Annotated in this window: 13 protein-coding genes; 1 reads left to right on the top strand and 12 read right to left on the bottom strand. The window is 71.6% G+C overall.

Features of this window, described 5'->3' with window-relative positions; translation table 11 throughout:
- Positions 1-145: 145 nt before the first annotated feature.
- The 12 genes from ACFT41_RS30330 to ACFT41_RS30275 form a co-directional block, all read right to left on the bottom strand.
- On the bottom strand, positions 146-364 hold the full coding sequence (locus tag ACFT41_RS30330) for a hypothetical protein (protein ID WP_377589319.1): 219 nt from the start codon (positions 362-364) through the stop codon (positions 146-148).
- 351 nt (positions 365-715) lie between these two features.
- Complete coding sequence (locus ACFT41_RS30325) at positions 716-1,615, bottom strand: HpcH/HpaI aldolase/citrate lyase family protein (protein WP_377589320.1); 900 nt, start codon at positions 1,613-1,615, stop codon at positions 716-718.
- Complete coding sequence (locus ACFT41_RS30320) at positions 1,615-2,781, bottom strand: CaiB/BaiF CoA transferase family protein (RefSeq protein ID WP_377589331.1); 1,167 nt, start codon at positions 2,779-2,781, stop codon at positions 1,615-1,617. The genes ACFT41_RS30325 and ACFT41_RS30320 overlap by 1 nt, the downstream gene beginning before the upstream one ends.
- 110 nt (positions 2,782-2,891) lie before the next feature.
- Positions 2,892-5,060 (bottom strand): alpha/beta hydrolase-fold protein, encoded by a 2,169-nt coding sequence (locus ACFT41_RS30315; protein ID WP_377589321.1) that lies wholly within the window; start codon positions 5,058-5,060, stop codon positions 2,892-2,894.
- A 40-nt stretch (positions 5,061-5,100) separates the two neighbouring features.
- Entirely contained in the window at positions 5,101-7,125 is a 2,025-nt protein-coding gene (locus ACFT41_RS30310) for an SUMF1/EgtB/PvdO family nonheme iron enzyme (RefSeq protein WP_377589322.1), read from the bottom strand.
- Positions 7,122-8,102 (bottom strand): ribokinase, encoded by a 981-nt coding sequence (locus ACFT41_RS30305; RefSeq protein ID WP_377589323.1) that lies wholly within the window; start codon positions 8,100-8,102, stop codon positions 7,122-7,124. The genes ACFT41_RS30310 and ACFT41_RS30305 overlap by 4 nt, the downstream gene beginning before the upstream one ends.
- Complete coding sequence (locus ACFT41_RS30300) at positions 8,099-9,445, bottom strand: ADP-ribosylglycohydrolase family protein (RefSeq protein WP_377589324.1); 1,347 nt, start codon at positions 9,443-9,445, stop codon at positions 8,099-8,101. The genes ACFT41_RS30305 and ACFT41_RS30300 overlap by 4 nt, the downstream gene beginning before the upstream one ends.
- A complete protein-coding gene (locus ACFT41_RS30295) occupies positions 9,442-10,578 on the bottom strand; it encodes an ADP-ribosylglycohydrolase family protein (protein ID WP_377589325.1) in 1,137 nt (378 codons plus the stop codon). Before ACFT41_RS30295 ends, ACFT41_RS30300 begins: the two co-directional genes overlap by 4 nt.
- 2 nt (positions 10,579-10,580) lie before the next feature.
- A complete protein-coding gene (locus ACFT41_RS30290; protein WP_377589326.1) occupies positions 10,581-11,876 on the bottom strand; it encodes an ABC transporter substrate-binding protein in 1,296 nt (431 codons plus the stop codon).
- Positions 11,877-11,938: 62 nt separating this feature from the next.
- Entirely contained in the window at positions 11,939-12,778 is an 840-nt protein-coding gene (locus tag ACFT41_RS30285; RefSeq protein ID WP_377589327.1) for a carbohydrate ABC transporter permease, read from the bottom strand.
- Between the two features lie 2 nt (positions 12,779-12,780).
- The gene (locus tag ACFT41_RS30280; RefSeq protein WP_377589328.1) at positions 12,781-13,734 is read right to left on the bottom strand and encodes a carbohydrate ABC transporter permease; all 954 of its coding nucleotides are present in this window, start codon (positions 13,732-13,734) and stop codon (positions 12,781-12,783) included.
- On the bottom strand, positions 13,731-14,813 hold the full coding sequence (locus ACFT41_RS30275; protein ID WP_377589329.1) for a LacI family DNA-binding transcriptional regulator: 1,083 nt from the start codon (positions 14,811-14,813) through the stop codon (positions 13,731-13,733). The genes ACFT41_RS30280 and ACFT41_RS30275 overlap by 4 nt, the downstream gene beginning before the upstream one ends.
- A 162-nt stretch (positions 14,814-14,975) precedes the next feature.
- On the opposite strand from ACFT41_RS30275, the gene ACFT41_RS30270 reads away from it, so the two are divergent.
- Positions 14,976-15,197 carry a hypothetical protein gene (locus ACFT41_RS30270; protein WP_377589330.1) on the top strand — a complete coding sequence of 74 codons (222 nt, stop codon included), beginning with the start codon at positions 14,976-14,978 and terminating at the stop codon, positions 15,195-15,197.
- The last annotated feature ends 994 nt before the right edge of the window (positions 15,198-16,191 follow it).

The following is a 16,191-nucleotide window of genomic DNA, read 5'->3' as shown; positions in this document are numbered from 1 at the left end:
CAACGACCGACCCCGTAAGATCCATGATTGGAAGAAGCCCTCCGAGATATTCGCCGAACTCGTAGAGGCAAATGCTTCGACCGCCTGAATTCGCCATTCGCCCGCACTCTGACTGCAGGCAAAATTGGACCACGAGGACAACCTTTCAAAGCTCAATCGGCTTATATGCTGCAGCCTTCTCTACAACCTCCTCGTCCGTCAATTCTGGATCATTGAAGAAAAGAAGGTCGAGCATATTTGGGCGTCGAAGGATTGACTCCAGCCTCGATAACCGATCAGCTACGCCCTCATCCGGAAGAGTCGGGTCGCGTAGTTCACGAACGAGGCGCAGAGCCTTCGACTTCGATTCGTCGTCCAGTTGCATCAGTCAGCCATTCCCGTAGTGGTATGAACTCGACCTCTATGAAGTTGATCTGTGGAAGGACCACTTCGTATCGAGGTTCTGCGTCTTCTCTTCGTACCGGACCTGATCTGACGCGTCCAACGCCTACCCGGCATTCCGGACAGCTACTGACTGCTACCGCCCGCTTGCGCGGAATGGCTCACTGAGCTAACGGCCGGCTGCGCCACAGATTACCCGAACCCCTCCCCTGACTCGGGTCCGCCTGCAGGGAGCCGAAAGCCGTTGCGCTCGCGGCGGCGTCTGCTGGTTGACCCAGTTCAACCGTCGATCCGGGTAGCCGGGTGCACACAACGGCCTTTCCCCTGGGCCGGGTCAGGCGTACCGGCGGGCGAGGGCGAGGGTGCGTTCGGCGGCGGCCACCATCGCCCGGTCGGCGAAGCGGCCGTCCGGCAGCACCGTCGTACCCGAATCCCGGGTGACCGCCTCGGCCATGGCCGCAAGCAGTTCCTCGGCCCGTGCCACCTCCTCGTCGGCCGGCCGGAAGGCCGCCACGATCACCGGCAACTGGCGCGGGTGGATGGCGGTCCGACCGACGAAGCCGAGGCGGCGGCCGGCGACGCAGGAGGCGGCCAGCCCGTCGAGATCCCGGACGTCGGTGTGGGCCGACATCGCCGGTGGCGGCAGGCCGGCCGCCCGAGCCGCCACCACCAGCCGGCTCCGCGCCCAGGTCAGCCCCTCCTCACCGGTCACCCCCAGGTCGGAGCGCAGATCGGCCTCGCCGAGCCCGACCGAGGCCACCGCCGGATGCGCGCCCGCGATGGCGTACGCCGACTCCAGCCCGACGGCCGACTCGATCAGCGGGTGCAGCGGCACCGCGATCCGTCGTGCCAGGTCGGACACGGTGTTCGGCGACTCCACCTTGGGCAGACGGAGGCCGGCAAGACCGGGCGGCACTGCGCCGCCCGATCCGGGCGAGCCGCCCGAGCTACCCGGGTCGCCCGAGTCACCCGAGTCGGACACTTCAGGCGACCGGCCGGTCAGTGCGGCCAGGTCGGCCGGCAGGTCCGGGCCGGTCAGCTCGTTGACCCGCACCTGCACCGGCACCGGCTGCTCCTGCCCGAGGAACTCGGCGACCGCCGAGCGGGCGTACGCCTTGCGGCCGGCGACCACCGCGTCCTCCAGGTCGAGGATCACCGTGTCGGCACCGGAGGCGACCGCCTTGGCGAACCGGTCCGGCCGGTCACCGGGCACGTAGAGCAGGGTCAGCAGCATCAGACGACGCCCCGCTCACGCAGCGCGGCCAGTTCCTCGGCGGTCAGCCCGAGCGTGTCGAACACCTCGTCGCTGTCCTGGCCGTGCCCCCGACCGGCGTGCCGGATCTCCCCGGGGGTGGCGGAGAGCCGGAATGGCACGTTCTGCATCCGCAGCTCGCCCAGTTCCTCGTCGGGCACGGTGACGGCGGTGCCGAGCGCGGCGTACTGCGGGTCGGCGAGGATGTCGGCCACGTCGTAGACCGGGGCGACGGCGGCCTGCGCCGCCTCGAACGCGGCGACCACCTCGGCCCGGTCCCGCTGGGCCACCCACGCGCCGACCGCCGCGTCCAGTTCGTCGGCGTGCGCCGCCCGGCCACTGCCGGTGGCGAACCACGGCTCGTCGATCAGTTCGGGGCGGCCGACCAGCCGCAGCACCCGTTCGGCGATGCTCTGCGCACTCGTCGACACGGCCGCCCAGTGCCCGTCCGCGCAGCGGTAGGTGTTGCGCGGGGCGTTGTTCACCGACCGATTGCCCAGCCGGGGCTGGACGTAGCCGAGCTGGTCGTACCAGGTGATCTGCGGGCCGAGCATCGCCATGATCGGCTCGATGATCGCGAGGTCGACCACCTGCCCGACGCCGGTCGCCTCCCGCGAGCGCAGCGCCAGCATGACGGCGTACGCGGCGGTCAGTGCGGTCACCGAGTCGGCCAGCCCGAACGGCGGCAGGGTCGGCGGGCCGTCCGGCTCCCCGGTGGCGGCGGCGAAGCCGCTCATCGCCTCGGCGAGGGTGCCGAAGCCGGGCCGCCGGGCGTACGGGCCGACCTGCCCGAAGCCACTGATCCGGGCGATCACCAACCGGGGGTTGACCGCGTGCAGCTCGGCCGGGCCGATCCCCCAACGTTCCAGGGTGCCCGGTCGGAAGTTCTCCACCAGCACGTCGGCGTCGGCGACCAGCCGGAGCAGCAGGGCGGCGCCGTCGGCGTCGGAGAGGTTGAGGGTGATCGTGCGCTTGTTGCGCCCGAGCACCTTCCACCACAGGCCGATCCCGTCCTTGGCCGGCCCGTGCCCGCGCGACGGGTCGGGCTGGGACGGATGCTCGACCTTAACCACGTCGGCGCCGAAGTCACCGAGGAAGGCGGTGGCCAGCGGGCCGGCGAAGAGGGTGGCCAGCTCGACCACCTTCACCCCGGCGAGCGGGCCGGGTGGGGCGACGTGGTGATCCTGCGCGGCGGGCCGGTCGGCGTCCGGCCCGCCGGGGCCGGACGGGACGAATCCCCGCCCGGCCCCGGCGGCGGTCACGGCGTCCCCTTGACCGGGTCGACCACGGCCAGGAAGACGTCGCCGTTGCCGAGCGCGCCACCGCCCACCGGCACCCCGGCGGTCAGGCCGCTGACCAGCAACCGGCCGTCGGCGGCAAGGGCGGCGTAGACGTTCTCCTCACTGAACGCGTCGGCCGCATCGTCGCGCGGGGTGCCGAACTGGGCCACCCCGAGCTGCTTGCCCCGGGCGTTGAAGCGCAGGGTGAGCACGTCCGCGCCGCCGACCGGCACCCCGAGGGCGCTGCCGGTGAAGCCGACCACGGCGACCGCGCCGTCGGGCAGGGCCACCACGTCCGCGCCGGCATCGGCGCCCCGACCGCCGGTCACCGTCCGCCAGCGCTGCTGGCCGTTCTTGGCGTACGACACGGTCAGCGCGTCGGTGCCGCCGGCGGTGGCCTCCCCGCCGGTCGAGCCGGTGGCGACCACGGCACCGGTGGAGGTGAGGGTGACCCCGCCGAGCAGGTCGTCCCCGGCACCGCCGGCCGAGGTGATCCACCGCTGCTTACCGTCCGGGGTGAACCGGGCCAGCCAGCCGTCGGTGCCGCCGAGCGCGGTCGTGCCGGGCATGCCGGCCGAGCTGCCACCGGCGACGTAGACGCCGTCCGCGTCGGCGGTCACCGTGTACGCCTTGTCCTCGCCGGCCCCGCCGAGCTGGCGGCTCCAAGCGAGCGTGCCGTCCGGGCCGATCCGGGCCAGCACGGCGTCCTTGTCGCCGGCGCTGGTGCCGCCGAACGAGCCGCTGGTGTAACCGGCGACGTACGCGCCCCCGTCCGGGGCGGCCGTCACGGCATAGAAGCGGTCCGCCTTGGCCGGGTCGCCGACCTGGGTCGTCCAGGCCCGCTCGCCGGTGCCGGTCAGCTTCGCCACGAACCCGTCGTCGGCCGGGCTGCCCGGGTGCTTCCCGTCCAGGTCACCCCGGGTGTAGCCGGCGGTGAGCACGCCGCCGTCGGCCAGCGGCACCACACCGTAGAGCCGGTCGTTGGCGGGGGTGCCGAACTGGGTGGTCCACTGCACGGTGGTCTGATCGGCGGCGAGCCGGCTGACCACCGCGTCGAGCCCACCGGCGTACGGCTGGCCGGCGACCGCGCCGGAGGCGGCGTACCCGATGGTGGTGGTGCCGTCCGGGTGGGCGGCCACGCCACCGGCCCAGTCGGTGCCGGCGCTGCCGCGCACCGGGCCGGGCAGCCCGGCCGGCGGGGTGGCGCTGAGCGTGCCGGCCAGCTGGGTCAGCCCGTCGATGAAGGCCGGCCGCCAGACGTCCCAGTCGTGCCCGCCGTCGAGCACCCGGAACTCGGCGGCCACCCCGTCGGTGCGGCGCACCGTGTTGTAGAGCGTGGCGGCCTCGTAGTCCAGGTCGTGGACGGCGTCCGCCGGCTCCGGGTTGGCCCACTCGTCGTCACCGACCGCGATGTACATCCGCACCGGGGACTCGGCGTCCAGGCCGGGCAGCAGCGCCGGATAGTTCAGCCGCTGGTAGACCTCCTCGGAGAAGAGGGAGGTGCCGGAGCCGTACCCGCCGAATTCGCGGGCCGACGAGTCGACCGGCGGCGACGGCCGGTAGACCGCCGGGCTGAGCACCAGCGCGTTGGCGAAGAGATCCTGATGGGCCAGGGCGTATCGCAGCGCCCCGGCGCCGCCCATCGAGTACCCGCCGATCAGCCGGGCGCCCCGGTGCGCGGCGGTGCGGTAGGTGCCGTCGACGTGCGCGACCAGGTCCCGGGTCAACGCCGTTTCGACCGGCCGGCCCGGGTCGTCGCCGGTGTAGGCGGAGTCGACGTAGTAGCTGCCCCGGCTGCTCCAGGGGGCGTCGGGCAGCACCGCGATCACCGGCGGCACCACCTTGTCGGCGATCAGCTTGTCCAGGTCGGCCTTGATCCGGGTCCACGCCTGCATGGTGTCGCCGCGCCCGTGCAGCAGGTAGAGCACCGGGTAGCGGGTGGTGGCGTTGCGCTTGGCGGTGTAGCCGTCGGGCAGGTAGACGGTGTAGTCGATCGGGGTGCCGAGCGCGGCCGAGGGGGAGGTCGCGGTGGTCAGCGTGCCGCCGGGCTTCTGCCCGGCGGCGGCCCCGCCGGGCAGCGCGCCGGTCAGGCCGACGGCGAGCAGCAGCGCCACCAGGGCACCGCCGCTCCGCCAGGTCTTCGTCATGAAAGGACTCCTCGCAGCGGTGGTGGGGGAGAGGGAACGGTCAGGTGGGCAGGTCGGCCGCGCAGCGGAAACCGACCGAGTCGGAACGGGTCAGGCCGGCCCCGAGCAGCAGCAGCTTCACCGAGACCCGCGGAGGTTGCGGGCCGCCGTCGAGATACCAGTCCGAGCCCTCGGCCCGGTACGCCGCACCGCCCTTGACGATCACGAAACGGGTACGCCCGTCGGTGTGTTCGCTCTCGGTCAGGTTCCACACCAGCGGCTCGGCCCGGTGCAACAGGCCCGCCTCGGCGGCCACCTGCCACTCGTCCTCGGTCGGCAGGCGCAGCCCGGCCCAGGCGGCGTACGCCCGCGCGTCGGCGATCTCGACACCGGTCACCGGGGCGTCGGGGTGCCCCTGACCGGCGGTGAAGCGTTCCGGCCGGGTCGGGCGGTAGCCCGTGGCGGCGCGGAACTCGGCGTACCGGCGGTGGGTCACCTCGTGGGTGTCGATGGCGAACCGGCCGAGCCGGACGCTGCGGTGCAGGGTGCCGGGGTGGTGCAGTCGGGGCGGCAGCGGCTTCCACTCGTCGACGTACGGCGCCTCGCCGTAGAGCCCGGTCTCCCGGACCCGGTGCCGGACCAGCAGGTCGTACCGGCCGCCGTCAACGGCGACCATCCCGTCGGGCAGCTCCCGCACCGGGGCGACCGGGGCCGGTCGGAGCACCGCCGCCCGAGCCGGGAAGCTCGGGTCCTCGACCGCCGAGCCCGCCCCGGCGTCGCGGGGCGTCGGCGCGACGGTACCGGGCGTCCGGTCGGTGGCGCGGGGCAGTTCGTCCCGGTCGCCGGGCGGCTCGTCGGTCGCCACCACCGCCGCGACCGCGCCGGCCGGCAACGGCCCGCCGACCGCGATCCGGCCGTCCGGCAGGGCCGTCCCGTTCAGCTCCGTCCCGGTGACCAGGTCGACGAAGTGTCGCCCGGACCCGGGGTCGACGACCAGCCACGTCCCGTCGTACGCCGGGCCCCGATTGACCACCGTCCACAGAGGTGTTCCGGCGTGCGTCCAGCGCGAGGCGTACACCTGGGTCGGGGTGCCGGGGTGGTCGGCGAGCGGGACCCAGTCCTCGGCGCGCAACCACGCGGCGTGGCTGGCCTGGACGCGGCGCATCGCGCGCAGCACCGACCGGTCCCGGTCGTTCCAGCCGACCCAGACCCCGAAGACGCTCTCCCAGACCAGCACCCCGCACCCGTTGAGCCAGGCGGAGTGCAGCTCGTCGAGGTGGTCGCGGTGCCAGCGCCGGGTGTGGTGCAGGATGTGCCGCCGCTCGAACCACTTGGCGCGCAGCACACCGGGCACCGTCGAGTCGGCGAACCACTGCGCCCAGGACATCGCGTGATCTTCGACCCGGGCCAGCGGAACCCGGCTCTCGCCCTCCAGCACGATGCCGGGGCGTACCAGGTCCAGCTCGCGGCGCAGCTCCCCGGCGCCCTCCTTGAGGGTGTCCAGGAAGACCCCGTCCACCCCGAGCCGGCCGACCAGCGCGGCGACCTCCACCGCGTCCGGGTGGGCCGACCGCCGGGTGCCGGTGTCCCAGGGGTTGTAGTCGACGAAGACCCGTACCCCCCGGGCCTGGAAGGCGCGCACCACCTCGGGCAACTCCGGCACGTCGAGGTAGAAGTCGAACTGGTTGCGCTCGTCCAGCCCGATCACCGGGTACGCGTGCCACAGCACCACCCCGTCGAAGCCACCGAAGTCACCTTCGGCCGCGTCGAGGAACGCGTCGACGGTGAAGACGCCGCGCTCGTGGTCGTAGAGGGTCTCGTCCCAGAGCCAGAGCAGCGCGACGCTGTGACAGTCGCCGGCGATCTCGTCGTAGTGCCGGCCGGTGTAGCCGAGCCGGTGCCGGGCCTCGGCCCGCCACCGGGTCAACTGCTCCCGCCAGGCCGGCCAGTCGGCGGGCTCGTCCGGGGCGGCGAAGATCTTCGCCTCGTCCAACTCGTCCAGGGGCGCGTCCGTGGCGAGCGGCACCGTGGTCGGCCGGTCGATCGGCCTCGGCACGTACGGGTTGAAACTCACCCCGGTGGTCATCGGTCGGCTCCGGCGTAGGTGGTGGCGAACAGGGCGTCGATCTCCGTACGGGTGGGCAGGGCGGTGCCGGCACCCAGGCGCAACGCGCAGGCGGCGCCGGCCGCGCAGGCCCAGCGCAGCACGTCGGTGAGCACCTCGGTGCTGTCCAGGCCGGTGGTGTCCGGACCGGTGCTGTCCGGGCCGCCCCGCTCGGCCCAGCCGACGGCGAGCGCCCCGGTGAAGGCGTCGCCGGCCGCCGTGGTGTCCACCGCGTCGATCGTCGGGGCGGCGACCGCCAGCCGCCGGCCGTCCCGGTCGGCGTAGATCGCCCCCCGCGCCCCGAGGGTCAGCACCACCCGGGGCACCAGCGCCAGCAGCGCGTCGAGCGAGCCGTCCGCCTCGGCCGACTCCGGTCGGCCGGCGACCACCGCCGCCTCGTGCTGGTTGACCACCAGCAGGTCGACCAGGTCGAGCAGCTCTGCCGGCAGTTGCCGGGCGGGTGCCGCGTTCAGCACCACTGTGGTACCCGCGTCGTGTGCCCAGCGGGCGGCCCGGGTGACGGCCGGCAGTGGCACCTCCAGCTGGGTCAGCAGCACGTCCGCACCGGCGATGGTGGCCCGGTCGGCGTCGTCGAGGTCGGCCAGCCCGGCGTTGGCACCGGGCGCCACCACGATGAGGTTCTCGGCCGAGGCGTCGACCGCGATCAGCGCCACCCCGGAAGGTCCGGGCAGCTCACGCAACCCCCGCACGTCCACGCCCGCGCCGGTGAGGTTCTCCCGCAGGGTACGCCCGAAGTCGTCGTCGCCGACCGCGCCGACGAAGGCGCAGTCGGCGCCGGCCCGAGCCGCCGCGACGGCCTGGTTGGCGCCCTTGCCACCGGGGACCATCCGGAAGCCCTCACCGAGCATGGTCTCCCCGGGCCGGGGTAGCTGTGGTGTGGTGACCACCAGGTCCAGGTTGGCGCTGCCGACCACGGCGACCGTCCTCCGGCGGGTCACGAGGCGCTCCCGAGCCGGTGGGTCCGGTGCGCCAACTCGGCGAAGCCGATCCCGTCGAACCCGGCGATGCTGCTGCCTAGCCGGCCCTTCAGCGGGCCGGTCCACTGCTGCGGCAGCCCGGCCGCGCCGGCCAGCGCGCCGGTGACCGAGCCGACGGTGGCCCCGGTCGAGTCGGTGTCCCAGCCACCGCTGACCACCGCGCAGATCGACCGTACGAAGTCTCCCCGGCCGTACGCCAGCGCGGCGGCGACCAGGGCGGCGTTGTTGAACACGTGCACCCAGTGCAGGTGGCCGTGCCGCTGGTACAGGGCGTCGACGACCGTCTCCCAGTCGTCGGCCCCGGCACCGAGTCGACGGGCGGCCCGGACGGTGGCGGCGAAGCCGCTCCCCGGTGGCAGCACCGACTCCCCGGCGTCGAGCACCGTCTCCACGTCGTCGGCGACCGGCGCGGCGGCGCACATCGCGGCCACCCAGAGCGCCCCGTACACACCGGCCCGGACGTGACTGACCGTGGCGTCGCGGTAGGCCAGTTCGGCGGCCCGGTCCGGCCGGCCGGGGTTGACCCAGCCGTAGACGTCGGTGCGGATCTGGGCGCCGATCCACTCCCGGAACGGGTTGTGCCGCAGCGCCGTCTCCGGTGGCGTCAGCCCGAGCAGCAGGTTCCGGTACGCCACCCGTTCGGCCGTGAAGACCCGGCCGCCGGGCAACCAGTCCAGCCATGCCTGGGCCACGTCGGCGCTGGTGAACCCAGATCCGTGGGTCTCCAGCACCCGCAGGGCCAGCAGGGCGAAGTTGAGGTCGTCGTCCTCCGGCATCCCGTCGATGTTCTCGGCCAGGCTGGTCGGCGCGCTGCGCCGGTTCCACGGCCACCGGGCAGCCACCTCGGCCGGCAGCCCCTCGGCGGTGAAGTAGCCGGCCAGCGGCCAGCGACCGGTGGCGGTCAGGATCTCCCGGATGCCGGCCCGGGGGATCTTCTCCACCGGCTTGCCGAGCAGGCAGCCGACCGCCCGGCCGAGCCAGGCCCCGTGCAACCGGTCCTCCGCCGCCGGCCCGGCCGGCAGTGGCCAGGCAGCGGGCCAGCTCGCCCGGATGCCGTCCAGCGACTCCGGCTCGGCCGGGTCGGTCGTGCCCGGCAGGGCGGCACAGTCGTCCAGCAGCTTCGCGGCCAGCGCGCGCAGCGCCGGGTCGGCCGGGGTCGCGGAGGCACCGCTGACCGATGGCTCCAGGACCCCGCCGGCCGCCGACCACTGTTCGGCGACGCCGGTGACGTCCCGGCCCTCGGCCCGGCTGGCGACCAGCTCGTGTGGCAGCAGGTCCTCGGGTTGTACCCAGGTCAGCCTCATCGGTGCAACCCGGTGAAGCGCTCGGCCCGGCGGGTGAACCGGTCCCGGTCGCGCGCGAAGACCTCGACCGCCACCTCGGCCAGCTCGCGGGCCGGGGTCACCAGATCGGTACGGGACGCCTCGGCCACCACGTCCGACCACTCCGGCGGCACCGCTGCCGCACCACCGAGCGCACCGGCGACCGCCGCCGCCATCGTCGCGGTGGAGTCGGCGTCCCGGCCGTAGTTGACCGACCCGAGCACCGCCGCCCGGAACTCCCCCCGTGCCACCACGAGCATGCCGAGCGCGACCGGCAACTCCTCGATCGAGTGCAGCCGGCTCGGCCGCCGGGCACCGAGTCCCGGGCGGCGGTAGTCCTCGCCGACGGTGTCGTACGGCGCCACCGCCGCGCGCAGCGGAGCGATGGCGGTACGCCAGTCGTCGTACCCCCTGGCCTGCTCCACCACGGCGACGATGGCGGCCCGGGTGCCGTCCCGGGCCAGCTCCACCGCCGCGTCGACCACGTCGTCGACGCCCGCGCCGGGGGTCATCGCCGCGGCGACGGCGGCGGCGAAGACCGCCGCCGCCTCCCGCCCGTAGCTCTGCTGGTGTGCCCCGGCGATCTCCACCGCCTCGGCGTACGCGCCGGCCGGGTCGCCGGCGTTGACCACCCCGACCGGTGCCATGTACATCGCCGCGCCGCAGTTGACGATGTTGCCGACGCCCGCCTCGCGCGGGTCGGCGTGGGCGTGGTGCAGCCGGGTGACCAGCCACCGCTCGGCGGCGGCGAGGCGGTGGAAGGTCAGCCCGTCCCGCTCCAGATCGGGTATCCGGACCACCCGCTCGATCAGGTCGGGGACGAGCAGCTCCGCCACGTCGTACGCGTCAAGGTGGTCCCGCTTGGCCGCGTACGCCCGCACCAGGGCGTGGGTCATCAACGTGTCGTCGGTGATGTGCCCGTCGCCCTTGTGGTACGGCGCCATCGGCCGCGCGGTGGCCCAGTCGGCGTGGAACGGAGGCGCGACGCCCTCCACCCATCCGCCGTAACGGGCCCGGATCTGCTCGGGCAGTGCTGTCTCGGTGGCCCCGCCGAGGGCGTCGCCCACCGCCGCGCCGACCAGAGCCCCAACCGATTTGTCGAGCAAGGTAGCCATGATTACCTCAGAACCTGCTTCCCACCGTCGACCAGCTGGTTACCGAGCTGGTCTAGCGTGATCTTGTTGGCGAAGTACTGCTGGAGCGCCGGGGTGGCGTACTTGGTCTTCCACTCCGGGTAGCCCTCGGCCTTCTGGAACGGCGCGGCGGTCAGGTCCGCGGCGCTGTCCGCCGCGACGTCCCAGCCCTGCTTGCCGCCGGTCGTCTTGACCAGTTCCTCCCCGGCCTGCTTACCGGTCGGCACCAGCCAGTCGCCCTTGGCCAGGGCGGCCATGTTGGCCGGGTTCAGGAAGAACTCCAGGAACTGCGCGGCCTGCTTCTTGGCCGGGGAGTCCTCGGCGATCGACAGCGTCTGCGGGTTGGCCGCCTGGTTGGTGGTGAGCCCCTTGATCGGGGGGAGGGTCACCCACTCGAAGTCGGCCGGCGCCTGCTCCACCATCTGCTGACGCAGCGAGACCGAGCCGGGGATCATCGCGTACTTCCCGCCGAAGAACCCGGGGAGGCTGTCCGCGCCGCTCATCCCGAGCGCCTCCGGCGAGGCCGACTTGGTCGTGTAGATCATGTCGTGGATCCGCTTCGGGATCTCCTTCTCCGCGTCGCCGACCTTGACCTGGGTCTTGCCGTTCTCGTCGTAGAAGAACTTGCCGTCGAAGTTGAGCGCCAGGTTGAGCACCCGGTTGGTCGGCGACTTCAGGGCCCAGGCCGTGCCGTACTGGCCGGGCTTGGTCAACTTCTGGGCGTTGGCCTGGAACTCGTCCCAGGTCCAGCCGCCGTCGGCCGGGGGCACCGCGATGCCGGCCGCGTCGAGCAGCTTCTTGTTGGCGATGACCACCTGCGACTCCAGCAGGAACGGCACGCCGGTGACCTTGCCGTCGAAGGTGGTGGTCTGCCAGACACCCTTGTCGATCTGGCCCTTGAAGTCGTCGGAGAGCAGGCCGGACAGGTCGGTCAGGTAGCCCTGCCTGCTGAACTCGCCGATCGCCGACGACTCGTAGTGCACGATGTCGGCCGCGTCGCCGCCCTCGAACGAGGTGAGCAACTGGTCGTGCACCGAGTTCCAGTCACCCTGGACGTACTCGACCTGGATGTCCGGGTGGTCGGCGTTCCACTTGGCCACCAAGTCCTTGTTGGCCTGGAGGGACTCCTTCTGCCAGGCGAGGCTGAGGAACCGCAGTTTGACCGGGCCGCCGGCTTTGCCGTCGTCGTCGCCCGTGCCGCAGCCGGCCAGGGCGCCCAATCCGACGACTGTCGCCAGCGCGCTGGCGGCAAGTCGACGACTGAACCTGTTCAGGTGCATGAGGTGGACCTCCTTGATGGTGGTGGGGGATGCGTTCCGGTTCGGCCCTGACCCGGTCGCGGTCAGCCCTTGACGGCTCCGGCCAGGGAGCCGGAGGAGAGCCGGCGTTGCATGAAGGCGAAGAAGACGAGGCTGGGCAGGGTGGCGAGCAGTGAGCCGGCGGCCAGCGGGCCGAGACGGGCGGTGCCCTCGATGCCGACGAACCGGGCCAGGGTGACCGGCAGGGTCGCCAGGTCCGGCGTCTTGATCAGCACCAGGGCGAAGAAGAACTCGTTCCAGGCCGAGATGAAGGAGAACAGCGCGGTGGCGACCAGGCCGGGGGCGAGCAGCGGGAAGACCACCCGACGCAGGGTCTGCAACCGGCTGGCCCCGTCGACCGCGGCAGCCTCCTCCAACTCCTTGGGAATGTTGCGGACGAAGCCCTGGAGCATCCAGAGCGCGAAGGGCAGCGCCCAGACCACGTAGATCAGCACCAACCCGGCATGGGTGTTGGCCAGCCCGACCTCGCGGAGCACCAGGAAGATCGGGATGATCAACAACACGAACGGGAAGAGCTGGCTGAGCAGCACCCAGCCGAGCGCGGCGGTGCCGAGCCGGCTGCGAAAACGGGCCAGCGCGTACGACGCGGGCAGCGCGACCAGGACGGTCAGCACCGCTGAGGCGAGCGAGACCTGGAGGCTGTTGAGCGCCGCCCGGCCCAACTCCTGCTCGGTGAAGGCCTGTACGAAGTTGTCCAGGGTCGGGTTGACCGGGATCAGCGTCGGGTGCAGCTGCACCAGCTCGCGGGGCGGCTTGAACGAGGTGGAGAGCAGCCACACCAGCGGGAAGCCGAGGAAGATCAGGTATCCGGCCAGCGCCAGGTACTGCAGCACCCGGCTGGTACGGCTCGATTTGCCCAGCATGGTCAGTTCGCCTCCTTCAGTCGACGGCGCAGGTAGACGGCGAGCAGCGCCACGATGATCACGACCATCACGTTGCCGAGCGCGGCGGCGTAGCCGTAGTTGCCGTAGCGGAACGCCTCCTCGTAGGCGAAGAGCATCGGCAGCATCGTCTTGCCACCCGGCCCACCGGCGGTCAGCACGTAGACCAACCCGAACGAGTTGAAGTTCCAGATGAAGTCGAGCGAGGTGATCGCCACGATGACCGGCGCGAGCGCGGGCAGCGTCACGGTGCGGAACCGGTGCCAGCTGCTCGCGCCGTCCACCGCTGCCGCCTCGTGCAACTCCGGGGGCACCCCCTGCAACCCGGCCAGCAGCACCACAGTGGTCTGCGGCATCCCGGCCCAGACGCCGACGACGATCACGGCGGGCAGCGCGGTGCTGAAGTCGCCGAGCCAGTTGGTCCGCAGCCCCTCGGCACCGATCCGGTAGAAGAACTCGTTGAGCAGCCCGGCGTCCGGGTGGTAGACCAGCTTCCAGAGGATGCCGACCACCACCGGGGGCATCGCCCACGGCACCACGGCCAGCACCCGCGCCACGCCCCGGAAGCGCAGCCGCTGGTTGAGCAGCAACGCCAGCCCGAGGGCGAGCACGAACTGCAGCACGGTCACGCCGACCGCCCAGATCAGCCCGACCTGGAACGAGTTCCAGAACAGCTCGTCACCGAGCAGCTCCCGGTAGTTGTCCAGGCCGGTGAAGCTGATGTCGGTGTTGCGGCCGGCCCGCGCGTCGGTGAAGCCGAGGTACATCCCGCGCACCAGCGGGAAGACCGAGAGCACCATGATCGGCAGCAGCGACGGCAACAGCAGCAGGTAGATGGTCAGCTTGTCGGAGCCACCCGACGGCCGCCGGTTGTCCCGTCCCTTCCGGCCCGGCCCGTTCCGCCCGCCGGTCGGCTCGACCTCCGCGACCGCGCTCACCTGAGCACCCCCTCGGCCTTGCGGGAGGGCACTCCGCCGTCGCCTTCGGTGGCCCGGGGGTCCTGTCCCGACGGTTGCGGGCCGGCGGCGCGGACGACGAGGTCCGGGCTGGAGGCTCGGACGACGAGGTCCGGAGCGACCTGCTCGCGTCGGGGCGGCAGCGTCGGGTCGGCGATCCGCTCCAACAGCAGCTCGGCGGCCCGCCGACCACGGCCGGCCGAGCCGAGCGACACGCTGGAGAGCTGGGGGAACATCATCTCGGCCAACTCCGTGTCGTCCATGCCGATCAGGGCGACGTCCTCGGGCACCCGTCGGCCGGCGGCGAGCAGCGCGTGCAGGGCGCCGACCGCGATCAGGTCGTTGGCGCAGACCAGCGCGTCGGGTCGGGCTCGGGCAAGCAGCCGTTCGGCGGCGGCCCGGCCGGCGGCGTACTGGAAGTCGCCGACCTCGATCAGCGTCTCGTCGAGGGTGATGCCGTGCCGGGCCAGGGCGGTCCGGAAGCCGGCGTCCCGGGCCGCGCCGGGCACGGTGTCGAGCGGGCCGTTGACGAAGCCGATCTGCCGTCGACCGGCCGCCACCAGGTGGGCCACGGCGAGCCCGACGCCACTGCGGGAGTCGGTCCGGACGTTGTCCACGCCGACGTCGGCGGGCAGCTGACCGATCACCACGACCGGTACGGGGCTGTCGACCAGGGCGGTGAGGTGGGCGTCGGTGATCCGGATCGGCGAGATGATCATCCCGTCCACGTAGCGGTGGGCGAGCCGGCGCAGCAGGGCGGTCTCGTTGTCGACCTGGCCACCGGTGGCGTGCACCACCAGCTGGCGGCCGGAGGCGGCGACGACCGACTCGATGGCCCGCATTATCGCCACGTAGACCGGGTTGCCGATGTCCTCGACGGCGAGGGCGATCAGGTCGGTGCGCTGGGACTGCAACGAGCGGGCGATGGCGTTGGGCACGTAGCCCACCTCGGCCGCTGCGGCGCGTACCCGCCGGACGGTCTCGGCGCTGCCGCCGACGCCGTTGAGCACCCGGGAGGCGGAGGCGATCGAGACACCGGCCCGAGCCGCGACGGTGTGCACGGTCGGTCGGTCCCCATCGGACTGTAAACGTTTACGAGCCACCTGTAGGACCTCCACCTCGAAATGTTGTAAACGTTTCCGGGGAGTGTGCCCGCCTCATGCCGACAAGGTCAAGGGCTCGTTACGAAAACGTTTCCTACCCCACCTGACCTGGGCTGGAGCATGATCTCCCTGCCCCGGGTCGGGGTCCGCAAGGTCCGACCCTACGACGCGCGACACGCCTGCCTGACCTACCTCGCCGGCGCAGGGGTGCCCGACGTCGTGCTGGCGGCTTGGGCTGGACACGCAGACGGTGGCACGCTCGCCAAGCGGGTCTACGTCCACCCGGACAACAGCCACCTGAAGGTGGCAGCCGAGCACCTCGAATCAGGGCTGTTCGGGTGACTCCCACCGCCCGAAATCCAACCGTACGAGCGTACGTGATTAATTGTGAGACGGAACAGCAAGAAGGCCTCGACTCACCGAAGTGAATCAAGGCCCTGACCTGCCGATTTACTGTCGGGACGGCCGGATTCGAACCGACGACCCCTTGACCCCCAGTTACGTAACAATTCTGTCACGGCGTGGGGGATCGTACCGATAAGTACGCAAAACCGGACCATTCAGTAGCCCACGATACCGCAATGCCGGCTGGTATCACCGCCGACCACCAAACCTGTGACCAGGGCCGTGACCACGAAAGGTTAAGTGAGCCCCGTCGCCGGCCCCGGTTCGCAGCCCGGCCCGACATGACGACGCCCGGCCGAGCCTCAACGCCACGACATTGCACCCGATGAGACAGCGCAACGAACGGCTTCGTCCCACGAAGACGACTACCTTCGGTCACTACCGCATTGAGCTAGAACCGCATCCGGACGATCCGTACGAGACGACCATCGAGTCGCGGACATCTCCTACCTGCATTCACGCGACACGAGAAGTCCGCACACTATGGCCAGCCACCGGGCTCTTCGAAACGGCAGACATGCCGCCCATACCGCGCTTCGTCAGACTATTTAGCCGGCTCCCGTCAAGCCACCAACAGGCACTCGCATCGCAGCGGCCCGCAAACCGGTAATTATAGAGGAGTCGGCCACAGGATCCTGCAGGGCACTTAGGACATCTACCTGCCGCTGCAGTTCGGCCTGGATCGACGAAGCGTGCAACAGCGCCTCACTATCATCACTTCCAATAACCTCTAGATCCTGTTCACGTGCTTCGAACTCGTCCGCTGCCGCATACGCCCGCTCAGCAACATAGACAGCGAGGTCGACATTATCGTCGCGCAAAAGCTCCAAGAGGTAGGCGAATTCAGGCGGTCGAAGCATTTGCCTCTACGAGTTCGGCGAATATCTCGGAGGGCTTCTTCCAATCATGGATCTTACGGGGTCGGTCGTTG

The organism is Micromonospora sp. NPDC057141 (assembly GCF_042670805.1).
In the GTDB taxonomy this organism is placed as follows: Bacteria; Actinomycetota; Actinomycetes; order Mycobacteriales; family Micromonosporaceae; genus Micromonospora.
The sequence above is the reverse complement of the archived record's forward strand: the minus strand, read 5'-3'. Positions and strand labels throughout refer to the sequence as shown.